Genomic DNA, 14,665 nt, shown 5'->3' on the forward strand with positions numbered 1-14,665 from the left:
AGCCCATTGGAGACATCCCTCCGGCGGAAGCCGAAGGCCGCCTACTATGCCGCACTCGACAAGCCGGCTATGGCGGCGTGACTCAGACCAAACGGCCTCCGGCAAACCCGGAGCGGTTCATTCCGTCGTAGCAATGCCGTTCATGAGGTCTGCTCCTTTACCGACGCGGATCGCGGATCTTGATTTGTGCCCTCGCGGCGCAGACAGGGCCAATGGTTCACATCAGACAGCGAGCGACGACTTTGTCCAACGGCACTCCTTCCGGGCCGGCGATCTCCGCGACGCCGTTTTGACCGCCGCGAGCGCCACCGCGGCGACAGTAGAAGTAACGCCTACTCGCCTCCGATCCGAGTGCCCTTTTCCGCGACAGATCGCTTCATTACAAACACTATGAACCCAAGTGCGACCATGACAACGGCCAGAACCCAGAACACATCGAAGTAGGCGAGCGACGATGCCTGCTGCTGGCGCAGGTTAGCGAGCGTCTGCAAGCCCAGTTGCTGCGCAGCGACCGGATCGCCGGATTGCTGCAGAAACCGCCCAGACGCCTGCTCGAGGAAGGAACGGGTAGCCTGCTTGAAGGGATCCAGCGATTCGCCAAGGCGCAAGCTGTGAAACTGGTCGCGGCGCTCCTGCACGGTTTGCGCCAGCGAGGTGCCCACGCTCCCGCCCTCATTGCGCAGAAGACTCAATAAGCCAACGGCGGCTCCGCGCAGCGCCATCGGTGTATAGAGGTAAGCCGCCACGTTCGCGGGGGCGAAGCACATCGCTAGCCCGACGATCAGCACCACCCGCGGCCAGACGGCCTGCCCTGGGCTGATGTCCAGGTTCATCTGCGACATCCAGTAACTCCCCGCGGCCATGGTCAACAGGCCTGCGCCAATGATCCACCGCGCATCGGTTCCCCGACCGAGCGCGCGCCCGACGAGCGGCATGGCGACGACAGCAAAGAAGCCGGCCGGCGACATGACCAGGCCGGCACTCAGTGCATCGTAGCCGAACAGCGACTGGAGCAAGGCAGGCAGAGAGGTGCTGGACGCATATAACACCGCGTAGGCGCAGAAGATGATGATGCTGCATGCCGTGAAATTCCGGTCACGCATCGGCCTGAAATTGACGATCGGGCTGGGGTGGCGCAATTCCCAGGAGATCAGCGCGCCCAGGCCCACTGCAAACAATATCGCCAGCGTCTGCACACGCCAGAACGGATCGCCCAGCCAGTCCCATTCCTGGCCCTTGCTGAGCGTCACCTCCCAGCAGACCACGACCGCTACCAGCAGTGTGAGGCCCACGCCGTCGAAGCTGAACGGCTGCCGCCGCAACTCCAAGCGCTGTGCCCTGAGATAATCGGGGTCCCGGAGCGTGATCGCACATGCACCCAGGGCGAGGAGGCCGATGGGGACGTTGATCCAGAACACCCAGCGCCAGGAGTAGTCGTCGGTAATCCAACCGCCGAGCGTCGGGCCGACTACCGGCGCGATCAGCGCGGCCAAGCCGAACAACGTCATGGCCATGCCTTGCCGCTCGACCGGAAAGGCATCCAGCAGCACTCCCTGGCTCGAGGGCTGCAGGCCACCACCAGCAAGCCCCTGGACCACACGAAACAGGATCAGCTGCCCGAGCCCCGTGGCCATGCCGCACAATCCCGAGGCGAGCGTGAACACGGTAATCGAAAGCAGGAAGTAGTTGCGACGCCCGAGATGCGCGATCAACCAACCGGTGATGGGAAGGATGATTGCGTTGGCGGCCAGGTAGCTGGTGATGACCCACTCACCGTCATCGACGGTCGCCGACAGGCCGCCGGCGATATAGCGCAGCGCCACGACCGCGATCGTGGTGTCAAGCACCTCCATAAAAGTCGGAACAACGACCACGGCGGCGACAACCCAGGGGTTTGTCGCCGCAGGGGAGCGGGCGTTCAGGGTTGCCGACGAAGCCACGACGCCGGTCATTGCCTAGTGCCCGCCGCGCTGGAGGCCGGACCAGCGTTCGGAGACTGCGGCACATAGGCTTGGATAAACTTCCCAGCACCGGGCCCGGTTGGCGGCTTATCAATATAGATGTGGGGAACGACCGAGGTGCCGATAAACAGAGGTGTCTGATCGGCGTTGTAATCGACGAGATCAATGCGGATCGGCAACCGCTGGACCACCTTGACGAAATTGCCCGTGGCGTTCTCGGGCGGCAGCAATGCCAGCGTCGATCCGGTTCCCTCGGTAAAGCCGGAAACCCTGCCCTTAAAACTGTGCGTGTCGCCGTACATGTCAACTCGTAGATCGACAGGCTGCCCGATGCGCAGGTAGCGCAACTGCGTTTCCTTGAAGTTGGCATCCACCCAGATTTCACTGAGCGAGCGAACCGCCATCAGGCTTTGGCCGACCTGGACATAATTGCCCGGATTTATGTTGCGTCGCGTAACGACACCGTCGATCTCCGCTCTGATATCGCAGTAGCGAAGATTCAGTTCAGCCTGCGCGAGATCGCGTTTGGCGGCTTCGAGTTTCGCCTCAGCCTGCTTGATGGCAGGAGCGTTGGCCGCATACCGCATAAACGTGCTGTCGATATCGCCGAGTTTGTCGAACTGGTCGAGCATCGCTTTCGGACCCTGGTCGAACGAGTGCACGACGCCAAGCTGAGCAGCACTCTGAATTAGCGCCGCCTGCGCCTCAAGGACCGACGAAAAGGTCTCGTCGAGATCGGACGGCACATGGCCAAGATCGGCGCTGCCATCAGGTCGAGCTGGCAGCCCCAGCGACACGCGGATCTGGGCGACCTCGGCTAGGGCCTCGGCGAGTTGCGCGCCAGCCGTCGTCAGCTCCGCCTGTCGCTGGTCGTACACCTCGCGCGGCGTATCCCCTCTGGGAACGAGTTGCCTCGCCCGATCGAATTCGACCTGCGCCAGAGCCAATTCCGCCCTACTCTTGTAGACGGCGGCCACCCGCGCGTGCAGGAGGGCGACCTGGCTGTCGACATCCTGCACGGCGCGCTGCAGGTCCCAACGCCGGCTCCTCGCCTGCGCCTCAGTCGCGCGCACTGCTGCGATGGCTGCCTGCAGATCTGCTTGCGCGGTGTCGACCGCTGCTTGCTTCTCGGAGACCGCGACCCGGTATGGCTCCTTATCCAACTCGACGAGGAGATCTCCCTTACGCACACGGTTGTTGTCATCCACCAGAACGTGCAAGACTTGCCCTGGTACGCGCGGCGCAACAAACGTCACATGCCCATTCACAAAGGCGTCGTCCGTTGAGACGGTCGCGAGCATCTCCTCAATCCATGGGACTCCGACCACGAGACCGGCTCCCAGGACCACAACACCGACCACACCGATCAGGAGCCTTCGCTGTCGCGGAGCCGTCCGGATGTCTTTTGCTACAGGACGGCTCTCCGGCGGTGCCGGTGCGAACTTCTTGTCACGAGCGAACGAAGCAACTCCGCTCGCTGTCGGAGGCGCGTCGATCGAACCCAGCTTGTCGCTCTGCTCAGTCATATCGACCAGTCCGTGGCAAGAGGGAGACGGATGGCGTCGAAGAACGGAGGACTTCGTCGATCGCGGAGGACACTCCGATCTCAACGTTCTGTCAGAATTCTCCGGCACCAAGCTGCTGCACGCCCGTGTTGACGGCCGCATGGTTCGCCAGACTTGCTTGCGGAGCGCGGCCATGAGCATGCGGCCAGTTCCCCTTTCCGGCCAGCATTTCCAGCAGAAGGCTGGCGGCCGGCCCCGACGAGGCCGGATTCTGTCCCGTGATCAGTTGCCCGTCCGCAACCGTGTGAACGTCCCAGTTCTTTACCTTGGAAAATGTAGCGCCGCAGTTTAGCAGCTCATCCTCGACGAGAAAGGGCACCACCTTCGTCAACCCGACCTCTTCCTCCTCGCCATTGGTAAAGCCGGTGACGGTCTTACCCTTGATGAAAAGCGTGCCGTCCGGCGTCTTCACACGGTGGAGCGCGCCGGAAGAGTGGCAGACCACAGCGAAAGCCTTTCCGGCGGCGACGAACGATTCCAGCAGCACAGTGGAGGTTTTGTCGTCGACGAGGTCCCACATCGGCCCATGGCCGCCGGGGTAGAACACGGAATCGTAGTCGCCCTGTCTTACAGTATCGAGGCGAACCGTCGAGGCGAGCTGGGCCTTCGCGGCCGGGTCGGCCTCGAATCGACGGGTGAGGTCGGTCCTGAAGCTCGGCTCGTTGCTCTTTGGATCGAGCGGTGGCTCCCCGCCCTTCGGCGAGGCGAGTACGATCTCGGCGCCGGCGTCCTTGAACACGAAATACGGTGCCGCAAGCTCCTCGAGCCAGAAGCCCGTCTTCTTGCCGGTGTTGCCGAGCTCGTCGTGCGAAGTGAGAACCATCAGGATCTTCATGACCGTTGCCTTTCGTTGTAGGGGTTTCATATCGTCGGCGCCGCGACTGCGACGTTACATGTTGAGCTGTCCCACGTAGTGACCGAGGCGGTTCTCGACGTCGCCCGGCTTATGAAGGCCGCGCTCCATGAGCACCTTGATCCGGTTCTGGCTGCCTGGGCGTCCTCGCGAAGCGATGAAGGCGTCCCACTCAGGTGCAACATCCGCATCCGTCGGAAGGCTTGCGACGTCCGCCAGCCGTTTTGTCTCCGCAATCGCATCCTTGTCGAACGAGGCAATGCGCCGGGCGAGCGCGTCAACAAATCCGTCGAGTTCCGCGTCCGGCAGTGATCGATTGACATAGCCGTAGAGCTCGGCCAGTTCGCCACGAACATCATCGGCGCCAAGCAGCACTTCGAGCGCGCGCCCGCGGCCGATCAAGCGAGGCAGCCGGGCAATCGGGCCGCCCCCGGGAACCAGCCCAGCTCCCACCTCCCATTGCGACAGAATCGCCTTCTCTCGGCTGGCAAAACGCATGTCGCTCGCGAGCGCAAGCTCGCTGCCGACGCCGGTCGCGCGCCCGCGGGTCGAAGCGATGGAGACGACCGGAAGGCGGCTGAGACGCATCAGCAGGTCGGGAAGCGCCGGCAAGCCACTTGCGCCGCGAGGAAGACCCGATGACGCCTCTGGCGGGGCGAGCAGGTCGTAGTGCGTTAGGAAAAAGCCGTCGACGGCGCTGTCGAACACGATGACTTTTGCGTTCTCATCAGCCTCAAGCTTCTCGATGACCTCACCCAATTGTCGGATCGTCTCGGGACCGCAGATGTTGAGCGGCGGAAAGTCAAACGTGAGGCGCATGTAGGACGGCAGAGGACGTTCGAGCCGCAAACGCCGGGTCGCCAACGTCGTTTCGGGGTAATCCATGAAGCACTCCCTGACCTTACCGGTGTTGGATGAGAGTTCGTCCTTGCGTGGCAGACGGCGGTCGCGTCGGGATCAGGCCGCGGTCACGTCGACTATGGCTTGTGCGAACGCCTTGGGCGCTTCCTGGGGCAGGTTGTGACCGATTCCGCCTTTGATAATGCGATGTGCGTATTTGCCGGAGAACTTCGTTGCGTAAGCCTCAGCTGGTGGATGGGGAGCCCCATTCGCATCGCCCTCAAGAGTAATGGTGGGCACGGCGATCGAGGGCGCCCCCAGGAGCCGCTTTTCGAGTTCGTCATACGTCGCTTCGCCTTGAGCGAGACCGAGCCGCCAACGGTAGTTGTGGATGACGATGGCGACGTGGTCCGGATTGTCGAAGGAGGCCGCCGACCGCTCGAACGTGGCGTCGTCGAAGCTCCATTTCGGGGAGGCGATCTGCCAGATCAGCTTCGCGAATTCGCGCCGATACCTGTCATAGCCGGCACGGCCGCGTTCAGTTGCAAAGTAGAACTGATACCACCATTGCAGCTCCGCCTCTGGCGGCAGGGGAACGCTGGCCCCGGCCGGGTTACCGATGAGGTAGCCGCTGGCGGAGACCATCGCCTTGCAGCGCCCGGGCCAGAGCGCGGCGACGATGTTCGCGGTGCGCGCACCCCAATCGAAGCCGGCGACCGTGGCCTGCGGGATGGCCAAAGCATCCATCAGCGCGATGACATCGACGGCGAACACCGATTGCTGGCCATTGCGCGGCGTGCCCGCGGACAGGAAAGTCGTCGTGCCGTAGCCGCGCAGGTAAGGGACGATGACGCGGTAGCCGGAAGAGGTCAGCAGTGGCACGACCTGCGCGTAGCTGTGAATGTCATACGGCCAGCCGTGAAGAAGAAAGGCGACAGGTCCCTGAATGGGGCCGGCGTCGACGTACCCGATCGCCAAATCCCCGGCCTCAATCCGTTTCATCGGACCGAATGAGCTCGTCGCCCCCGAGACGCCGGTACGCACCTGCGCCGGCTTCATGCCGTTCGACTGTGCGGCCGCCGTCCGCGGAAATCCAAGTTGGGCCGCTGCGAGGGTCAGGGCACCCGCCTCGATCAGGCGGCGGCGGAGAGGGTAGATTGCATTACGTGGTTTAATACCGTCCATGACCGGCTCCGATCGCAATGGCCTCCAAACGTCCTGACGAGAACGTCCCACCCCTGGCCTCTCAAGTTGGCGTGCGTAGGGGACGAAACGCGGCCCGGAGCTCCGCCGAGAACAGCTCAGGCTGCTCCCACGCCGCAAAGTGCCCGCCTTTCGAAAGCCGGTTGTAGTAGATGAGCTTGGGATAGGCCCTCTCGGTCCAGCTTCTTGGCGCCGTGTAAATCTCGTCCGGATAGGCGCTGACGGCCATGGGAAGCGGGACACCTTTGGGCGCGAAGAAGGCCAGCTTGCTTTCCCAATACAAGCGCGCCGATGAAACCGCGGTGTTCGTGAGCCAGTAGAGCGCTACGTTTTCGACGACATCCTCACGCGTCAGTCCCTCGCTCTCGCCATCGAATACCCGCGTGATGAGCGCGCGGCTGCGATCGTCATGGTCGAGCATCCATGCCGCGAGTCCAATCGGGGAGTCCGCAAGCGCATACAGCGTCTGCGGACGGTTCGCCATTTCCTGTGCATAGCCGAGGCCGTGCTTGTAGAAGAAGTCGAGCTGGTCCCAGGCAGACTTCTCGTCAGCCGAGAGCCCGGATGGCCGCGGGCCGTCGGGCTGTGTCTTGGCGATGTCCTCCGGAACGGCCGCCGGCATGTTCGTATGCACCGCGACAAGTCCAGGGGGCTGCTGCAAGGCCATCTGCTCCGTGACAGCGTTCCCCCAATCGCCGCCCTGTGCGACATAGCGCGTGTAGCCCAGACGGCTCATCAATATCGCCCAGGCGCGCGCTACACGCTGCGGATCCCAGCCGGTCGTGGCCGGCTTTCCGGAAAATCCGTAGCCCGGCAGCGATGGAATCACGACATCGAATGCGTCCGTCACGCTGCCACCAAATCCCGTCGGGCTGGTGAGCGGATCGACGACCTTCAGCTGCTCGATGACCGATCCGGGCCAACCATGCGTGATGATGACCGGCAGCGCATTGGGATGGCCTGAGCGAACGTGAATGAAGTGGACATCCAGCCCGTCGATGTCGGTGACGAACTGCGGATAACTGTTCAGTTTTGCTTCCGTCCTCCGCCAGTCGTACTCACCCTGCCAGTACTGCGCGAGCTTCTGCATCGTGGCGAGATTCACGCCTTGCGATGCATCGGACACTGTTTCCCGCCCGGGCCACTTGGTTGCCCGCACGCGCCGTCGCAGGTCAGCAAGCGCCTCTTCTGAGACATCAATCTTGAATGGTCGAATCGTATCGTCCGCCGGGGAGGCCCGCAGCCCCGCGGGAACGAACGAGAGGGCTCCCGCGGCGGCGGAGGCTGCCAGCAGGTCACGGCGGGTTGTGGGTGATGTCATTGCGCTATCCTCTCGTTCGGGCATTTCGCCGAATTCGATGGGCGTCAGAGTTTTGGTCTGCCGCTCAGTGACCTGCGCTTTGGCCGCCGTCGACGTGAAGGATCTCACCCGTGACGAACGGTGCAGACTCGAGATATAGGACCGCGCCGACTACGTCCGAGATCTCACCCAGTCGTCCGATGGGGTGCATGGCGGCCAACGCCGGGTGAGTTTCAGCGGGATGCATCGGAGTTTTGACAATGCCGGGTGAGACCGCATTCACGCGGATGCCGCGCTTCGCATATTCGACTGCAAGTGACTTCGTCGCTGCGTTGAGGCCGCCCTTGGTCAGCGACGCCAGTGCCGACGGAACTTCTGAGTTTGCGTGATCCGTCAAGCTGGTGGTGATCTGGACGATAAGGCCGCCGCCCCGCTTCTCCATCTCAGCAACGGCGAGCTGGGTCATGTGGAAGAAGCCGGCGACATTGACTCCGATTGCCGTCTCAAAGTCGGCTTCCGCGTAGTCGGTGAAAGCTTTAGCGAGAAAAACGCCGGCATTGTTCACCAGCGTATCGATGCGCCCGAACCGATCGATAGCTTGGGCCATCACCCGCTCCGCCGTGTCTCGCTTGCGAATGTCGCCTGCGACTACAAGAACGTCGGGATCGTCTGCGTTCCAGCTGGACCGGGCGGTCGCGACCACGTGGTAACCTCGCCCGCGATAAGCCGATACAAGCGCCGCGCCGATTCCTTGGGAAGCACCCGTGATCACGGCGACTCTTTCCCCTGCGTTCATAATGGGATGCGCCTGCACGCTGAGAAGTCTCGCGAACCAGCCAGGGGGCGATTGCTACGGGGAGGCATCGAGGTCTCCGGGTCTATGTTCAGGGCCTCGCCTGCCTCATGCTCCTCGGTCGCTGTGACGCCAAGCGAGGTGTTCTGCGTCGGCGCTGTAGAAAACCTTTGGCTTGGTCGCGGCAAAGAGCGACGGCAATGCCTTGGCTGAAACCACAATGGCCCCTACCATCAAGACAGAGGCGATCCGCGGGCTCGGCGATGACGTTGTCTGGAGACAGTAAGGACACCGCTTTCGAGGGGAGATCCAATCATTGGCAAAGCTGCTCTCAGTCAATGTCGGCCTGCCACGCGACATCGAATGGCAGGGGAGAACCGTCCACACCGCCGTTTGGAAAACGTCAGTTCAAGGCCGGCGAATGGCACGGCGACTGAACGTCGATGGGGACGGCCAAGGAGATCTGGCGGGGCATGGCGGCGAACACCGGGCAGTGTTCGTCTACCAGATCGAGTCCTACCGCTATTGGCAACACCGGCTTGATCGGAACGATTTTGAATACGGCCAATTCGGGGAGAATTTTACCGTCGAGGGTCTGGCGGATACCGAGGTCTGCATCGGGGATCAATATCAGATCGGCGGTGCCCGGTTCGAGGTGACCCAGCCGCGCGTCACCTGCTATCGGGTCGGCATTCGCATGAACGTACCGGACATGGCAGCACTGCTGGTGTCACATGGCAGGCCCGGCTTCTATCTCCGAGTTATGCAGGAAGGCGAAGTCGGCGCCGACGACGACATCATGAAGGTCAAGGCGGGTCCCGAGCAGGTGACCGTCGCTGAGATCAATGCGCTGCTGTATCTGCCGGGTCATCCGGCGAGCGGACTGGAACGAGCGTTGCGTATCCCGGCTTTGAGCGCCGGCTGGAGAAGCTCGCTGGAGGCGCTCCTCGACCGGGAGCGAAGGGGCAGCGGAACAACAGGTAACCCCGGTCTCGGCCCACCGGTAAGCCCGCCCGGCGCGTGGCAAGGTTTCCGCCCATTGCGGGTGGCGCGCAAGCTGTACGAGAGCAGCAATGTCATTTCGCTCGTCCTGGAGCCCGCCGATGACAGGCCGCTGTCGGCTGCCCTGGCCGGACAGTTTATTGTCCTGCGGCTCATGCCACGGCAGGACGAAAGCGCCCTCCTGCGCAGCTATTCGCTGTCAGGCGAGCCGAGCCAGGACGTCTACCGTATCAGCGTTAAGCGCGAGTCGCATGGCGCCGCCGGGGCTTACATCGATGCGCGGGTTTTGGCAGGCGATATCCTCGACGTGAGCGCCCCTCGCGGCAGCTTCACGTTGCAGCGGGGCGAGCGTCCCGTAATCCTTGTCAGCGCCGGGATCGGCGCCACCCCGCTTCTCGCAATGCTGCACGTACTGGCGGCCGAGCAAGCTCGAAGAGAGATTTGGTGGATCCACGGTGCCCGCAACGGCGGCGAGCATCCATTTGCGGCGGAGGTGCGCGAACTCCTCAGGATCTTACCCGGAAGCCGCAGTCACATCTGTTACAGCGCGCCAGCACCGAACGATCGTCCAACTATTGATTTCGATAGGAAGGGGCGCGTGGGCGCGCACTTGCTCGAAGAGTTGAGTGTCCCGCGCGACGCCGACTTCTACATCTGCGGCCCGGACGTGTTTATGACCGATCTCGTCAGCGGCCTTGCGGGCTGGGGCATCGCCCGTGACCGCCTGCACACGGAGAATTTCGGATCGGGGCAGTCAATGACGCCAGGGATCGCCGCGGTCGCGCGGCGCCCCCCGCATCCGCCGAGCCAAGCCATGGACGGTCCACTTGTGTCATTCACGCGCAGCAATCTGGCTGTTCGGTGGGGCCCCATATTCCGCAGCTTGCTCGAGCTCGCCGAGGCCTGCGATGTGCCCGTGCGCTGGTCATGTCGCAGCGGAGTTTGCCATAATTGCGAGACGGGGCTGATCTCCGGCTCTGTCACCTATCGGCCGGAACCGGTCGAGCCGCCGGCCGAAGGCAATCTGCTGATCTGCTGTAGCCAGCCGCAAGGGGATATTTCGCTCGATCTTTGACGCGATTGATGAGCCCTTCGTGCCGGCTGGTAGGATTGCATTCAGCCGCTGCGGTGAATTGTTACGACTTTGCCGAGACTATTTGGAAGGTTGCGATGACCGACTTCGACGCAATCATCATCGGCGCCGGCCAGGCCGGACCGTCTTTGGCGTTCCGACTTGCGGGCGCCGGGATGAAGGTCGCCGTCATTGAGCGACATCTCATCGGTGGCAGTTGCGTCAATACCGGCTGCACGCCGACCAAGGCCTTGGTTGCGAGCGCCTACGTCGCCCGGATCGCGCGGCGTGCTGGCGAGTATGGCCTTCTAGTCGGGGGGGATATCGGCATCGACATGCGGCAGGTGAAGGCGCGCATGGACGCGATTGTGGCGGCGTCACGAAATGGGCTTACCTCCGCCCTCGAAAGTGCCCCCAACATCATGCTTTACCGTGGGCACGCTCGCTTCGCGTCGCCGCAAGTAGTGACAGTCGCAGGCGAGCAGCTGCGTGCTGGACAGATCTTTATCAATGTCGGTGGCCGGGCCGTGGTGCCACCAATGCCTGGAATTAACGAAGTGCCTTACCTGACGAATTCGTCGATGATGAACGTCGACTTCCTGCCACCTCATCTCATCATCATCGGCGGCAGCTACATTGGCCTTGAATTCGGCCAGATGTACCGCCGCTTCGGCAGCCAAGTCACGATCATTGAGATGGGGCCGCGGCTCGTTCGCCACGAGGACGAGGATGTGTCGGCGGCGATCAAGAGCATCCTCGAGCTGGAGGGTATCGAGGTCAGGCTGAATGCCGAGTGCGTCAGCCTCGCGAAACGCGGTGATGAGATCATTGCCAAGGTCGATTGCACTGCTGGTGCTCCCGAAATTGTCGGGTCGCATCTGTTGCTTGCGGTTGGGCGTCGGCCGAATACCGACGATCTCGATCTCGATATAGCCGGTGTGCGCTGTGACGAGCGGGGCTACATCGTCGTCGATGACCGACTGCAAACCACTGCGCCCGGCATCTGGGCGCTTGGCGACTGCAACGGCAGGGGCGCCTTCACTCATACCGCCTATAACGACTTCGAGATCGTCGCCGCGCAGTTGCTCGACCGAGATCCGCGCTCGCTCGGCGAGCGCATCACTGCATACGCCCTCTATACCGACCCGCCGCTGGCGCGCGTCGGTATGACCTTGGCCCAGGCGCGCCCTTCCGGGCGGCGAGTGCTGGCCGGCGATCGGCCGATGACGCGCGTTGCCCGCGCCGTCGAAAGAGGCGAGACGCAAGGATTTATGCGTATCCTCGTCGATGGTGACAGCAAGGAGATCCTGGGCGCCTCTTTGCTTGGTACAGGATGCGACGAAGCTGTCCACGCCATCCTCGATCTCATGTATGCGAGGGTCCCTTACACGGTCATGCAGCGTGCAATGCATATCCATCCGACGGTCAGCGAGCTGCTACCGACGATCTTAGGTGGCCTGAGGCCGGTGGTATGACCGGGATACGACCCTCTTGCGGCGCAGATCGCAGATAGTCCGATTAACCGCCGATAATATCCGGTGGCGCTCTGACGTTCCAATTTGGCTTGCCTGCGCCCCGCCAACGCGCTCCCGCTCGTTGCCATGAAAGCGGGCAGGATTCTCCGGGTTAACTCCTTGCGGTCGGCGCGATGGTAGTTGCCCTCTTCTGGTGTGCGACCGAATGGACCGCTCGGAGGCTGGGCTTCCAGCCGGCGCTCGGCCGTGCGTAGTTCCAGATCCTTAGGATGGCCGATTTATCGCCCGCAGGATTTGATGTGGTGGTGGTTCGCGTACGACGCCTACGCGCGCAGCGTGTTCAGCAAGGGCGCAATGATCGCTGGCCCGTAGGAGTCTCGGTCAGCCGGATCCGCTCCGCCATGAACGCATTGGAGGCCGGACGCTCCGGGCTCCGGTCTCGGCCAGGCCTGTATTTGTAATGCTGGCTGAATCGTCTGATCGTTGCGAGGACGGCCAGTCCGGATGTCTGTGACATGCCGCTTCCGCGTTCGGGACGCCAGCGTTTCCGCCTACCAGAGCTTGTCGTAATCCCGCCTGTTCTGCGCGTTTGCATGACATTCTACGCTGGCCTTTCCGGATGTCTTGCCGTCTGGTTCCGCGAATCGCCACAAGTCGTCCCGGTCCGTTCGGGTGGCGCGCGCCACGCGTCCTCGAATGGATGCGCAGGCCAAGGATGGACGCGCCGGTCGCCGATGAACCATCCGCGTGCGAGGACTTGAGTCCCTATGATGAGTTGCACCTCGTCCACTATCTCAGGATCCTCGACGCCAGCCGCGAGGACGCCGCTTGGCAGCACGCGGCGCGGGAAATCCCTCTCCTGCTCGGAACGACGACGAGCGGCCCGGCCTGGTCCAGCGATCCGGATCGCGCTGGAATCCGCCGCCTGCTACGCGAGGCGCGGGCTCGCGCGCGGCGGCTACCGCCGCCTGCTCGCGCCACCCTGGCGCTGACCCCTGGGCGGTCCGGGGCCGCCGAACTTCGTCCATATTGCCACTGCCCGCCGCGTCCGATCCTCGCCGTCGACACGCGCCCTGCTGCCTCCGGCACCGGCGCCCCGACGGAGCACACCGCCATGCCCGACCCAATGCTGACGCCGCGCTATCTGCGCACCCAGGAGGCGGCGCGTCATCTCGGCGTCTCGCCGCGCACCATGAAAATGCACCGAATTTATGGCACCGGTCCGACCTACCGGAAGATCGGCGGCCGGGTCGTCTACAAGATCGCCGACCTCGACCATTGGGTCGATCAGGGGATCCGCAAATCCACAAGCGACCCAGGCCTTGGCGTCGTTCTGGCACCGACGCCGGAAGCACGCGCCGCCGCGCTGCGCCGGTCCTGAGATGAACACCGCCGACCGTCCATTCCCAGCGACACTCGAGCGCGTTCGGCCGCGCAGCGCAAACGATCTCATGGCTTGGCCATAATTCTCGCTCGCCAAGGCGCCGCGCTCCTTGCCGATCTGGAGCTTCAGGCTGACATTCTGATGCCCGACAACATCGAGTCCAGGGCAGTACCGCCATCAGCCGAAGCGGTTCTGGCCGGCAGGGCGGGCACGGCTGGTCGCAAGCAGATGCGCGCATAACGGGAAGTCACGCCCGAACCGGTGAGGCAGGCTTGACGACCCCAGCGCGTATATTTGCCGATTGGTAAAGTTGGTTCCGATTGGTACATCGTCGGCGGCGCCGATCGATCAGATGCCGTTGCGCTGGCCGCGTGGTGCTACGCGCAGCGCGCCGTCTATAACTGGTCCGCCAAGCCCGATCAGGACCGGAACGAGGCCCGTCGCTGCGCCGCTGTGGGCATGCGCACCGGCGGCGACGACCCGGATACGTTTACGGCGATTGCCGCCGCGCGGGCGCTCGTCGCCGACCGCAACGGTGCCGAGGCGCTGCTCGATTGGGCCCTCCGGCTGCATCCGCGGTCGGCGGCCGCGCATCTGCGCAGCGGGTGGCTGGCCAACTATCTCGACCGGCCCACGCGGGCCGCCCGTCACTTCCGCACGGCGATGCGGCTCGCCCCGCTCGATGCGTCGGCGTTCAACAGCCTGACCGGACTCGGCGTGACGCACTTCATCGGCGGCGATCACGCACAGGCGATACGGCGCATGGAGCAAGGGCTCGCGCTCAATCCGAAGGCGACATGGATTTATCGCAACCTCATGCCGGCCTATGCCGCCGCCGGCGACCGGCGCAAGGCTGAGGCTGGTGTTTCCGCGCTGATGGCGGACTATCCGCGCCTGACCGTCGCGGCGGCCTGCGACGCGATGGTGTTTTCGCCGGCGGTGACGTGCCGGATCGCAGCGGGGCTCCGGGCCGCGGGCCTACCCCGAACGTAAACGGGCTCGCAAAGCCGGCGGGGCGCCGCGCGGGACCCGGGCGAGGGCACACGTGCGTCCGGGCCGGGACGACCCTGAACCTCAGGTGACGGCGGTCAGGCGCGGTGTCCCGCCTGCGTCGGCGTCGCGGTCCGTCCGTGTGGCGAGCCAGGCATTCAGCCGGTCGACGGACGGTCCTGAGACGCGCAGGGGCGCGCATCCCTCGGCCTCCCACATGCGGCTCG

The 14,665-nt window shown here is 63.6% G+C and carries 11 protein-coding genes; 4 read left to right on the top strand and 7 right to left on the bottom strand.

Features of this window, described 5'->3' with window-relative positions:
• Positions 1-332 precede the first annotated feature (332 nt).
• The 7 genes from B8460_RS08750 to B8460_RS08780 form a co-directional block, all read right to left on the bottom strand.
• Positions 333-1,952 (bottom strand): DHA2 family efflux MFS transporter permease subunit, encoded by a 1,620-nt coding sequence (locus B8460_RS08750; RefSeq protein WP_199445588.1) that lies wholly within the window; start codon positions 1,950-1,952, stop codon positions 333-335.
• Entirely contained in the window at positions 1,949-3,487 is a 1,539-nt protein-coding gene (locus B8460_RS08755; protein WP_148360470.1) for an HlyD family secretion protein, read from the bottom strand. The genes B8460_RS08750 and B8460_RS08755 overlap by 4 nt, the downstream gene beginning before the upstream one ends.
• A gap of 91 nt (positions 3,488-3,578) precedes the next feature.
• Positions 3,579-4,361, bottom strand: a complete 783-nt coding sequence (locus B8460_RS08760; protein ID WP_084623379.1) for a type 1 glutamine amidotransferase domain-containing protein — start codon at positions 4,359-4,361, stop codon at positions 3,579-3,581.
• 54 nt (positions 4,362-4,415) lie between these two features.
• Positions 4,416-5,264 (bottom strand): enoyl-CoA hydratase/isomerase family protein, encoded by an 849-nt coding sequence (locus tag B8460_RS08765; protein ID WP_048861210.1) that lies wholly within the window; start codon positions 5,262-5,264, stop codon positions 4,416-4,418.
• Positions 5,265-5,336: 72 nt separating this feature from the next.
• The gene (locus B8460_RS08770; RefSeq protein WP_084623380.1) at positions 5,337-6,404 is read right to left on the bottom strand and encodes an alpha/beta fold hydrolase; all 1,068 of its coding nucleotides are present in this window, start codon (positions 6,402-6,404) and stop codon (positions 5,337-5,339) included.
• A 61-nt stretch (positions 6,405-6,465) separates the two neighbouring features.
• Positions 6,466-7,743, bottom strand: coding sequence for an epoxide hydrolase family protein (locus B8460_RS08775; protein ID WP_148360472.1), 1,278 nt, complete (start codon positions 7,741-7,743; stop codon positions 6,466-6,468).
• A 64-nt stretch (positions 7,744-7,807) separates the two neighbouring features.
• Entirely contained in the window at positions 7,808-8,536 is a 729-nt protein-coding gene (locus B8460_RS08780) for an SDR family NAD(P)-dependent oxidoreductase (RefSeq protein WP_199445589.1), read from the bottom strand.
• Positions 8,537-8,831: 295 nt separating this feature from the next.
• On the opposite strand from B8460_RS08780, the gene B8460_RS08785 reads away from it, so the two are divergent.
• From B8460_RS08785 to B8460_RS08800, 4 genes are all read left to right on the top strand, one after another.
• Positions 8,832-10,592, top strand: coding sequence for an MOSC and FAD-binding oxidoreductase domain-containing protein (locus B8460_RS08785; RefSeq protein ID WP_048861213.1), 1,761 nt, complete (start codon positions 8,832-8,834; stop codon positions 10,590-10,592).
• 95 nt (positions 10,593-10,687) lie between these two features.
• Positions 10,688-12,064 carry an FAD-containing oxidoreductase gene (locus B8460_RS08790; protein WP_048861214.1) on the top strand — a complete coding sequence of 459 codons (1,377 nt, stop codon included), beginning with the start codon at positions 10,688-10,690 and terminating at the stop codon, positions 12,062-12,064.
• Positions 12,065-12,779: 715 nt separating this feature from the next.
• Positions 12,780-13,445, top strand: coding sequence for a helix-turn-helix transcriptional regulator (locus B8460_RS23845; RefSeq protein WP_158322776.1), 666 nt, complete (start codon positions 12,780-12,782; stop codon positions 13,443-13,445).
• Between the two features lie 462 nt (positions 13,446-13,907).
• Positions 13,908-14,441: a tetratricopeptide repeat protein gene (locus tag B8460_RS08800; protein ID WP_048861216.1), complete on the top strand. Its 534-nt coding sequence runs from the start codon at positions 13,908-13,910 to the stop codon at positions 14,439-14,441.
• Positions 14,442-14,665 lie beyond the last annotated feature (224 nt).

It is taken from the genome of Acidisphaera rubrifaciens HS-AP3, assembly GCF_000964365.1.
GTDB lineage: Bacteria > Pseudomonadota > Alphaproteobacteria > Acetobacterales > Acetobacteraceae > Acidisphaera > Acidisphaera rubrifaciens.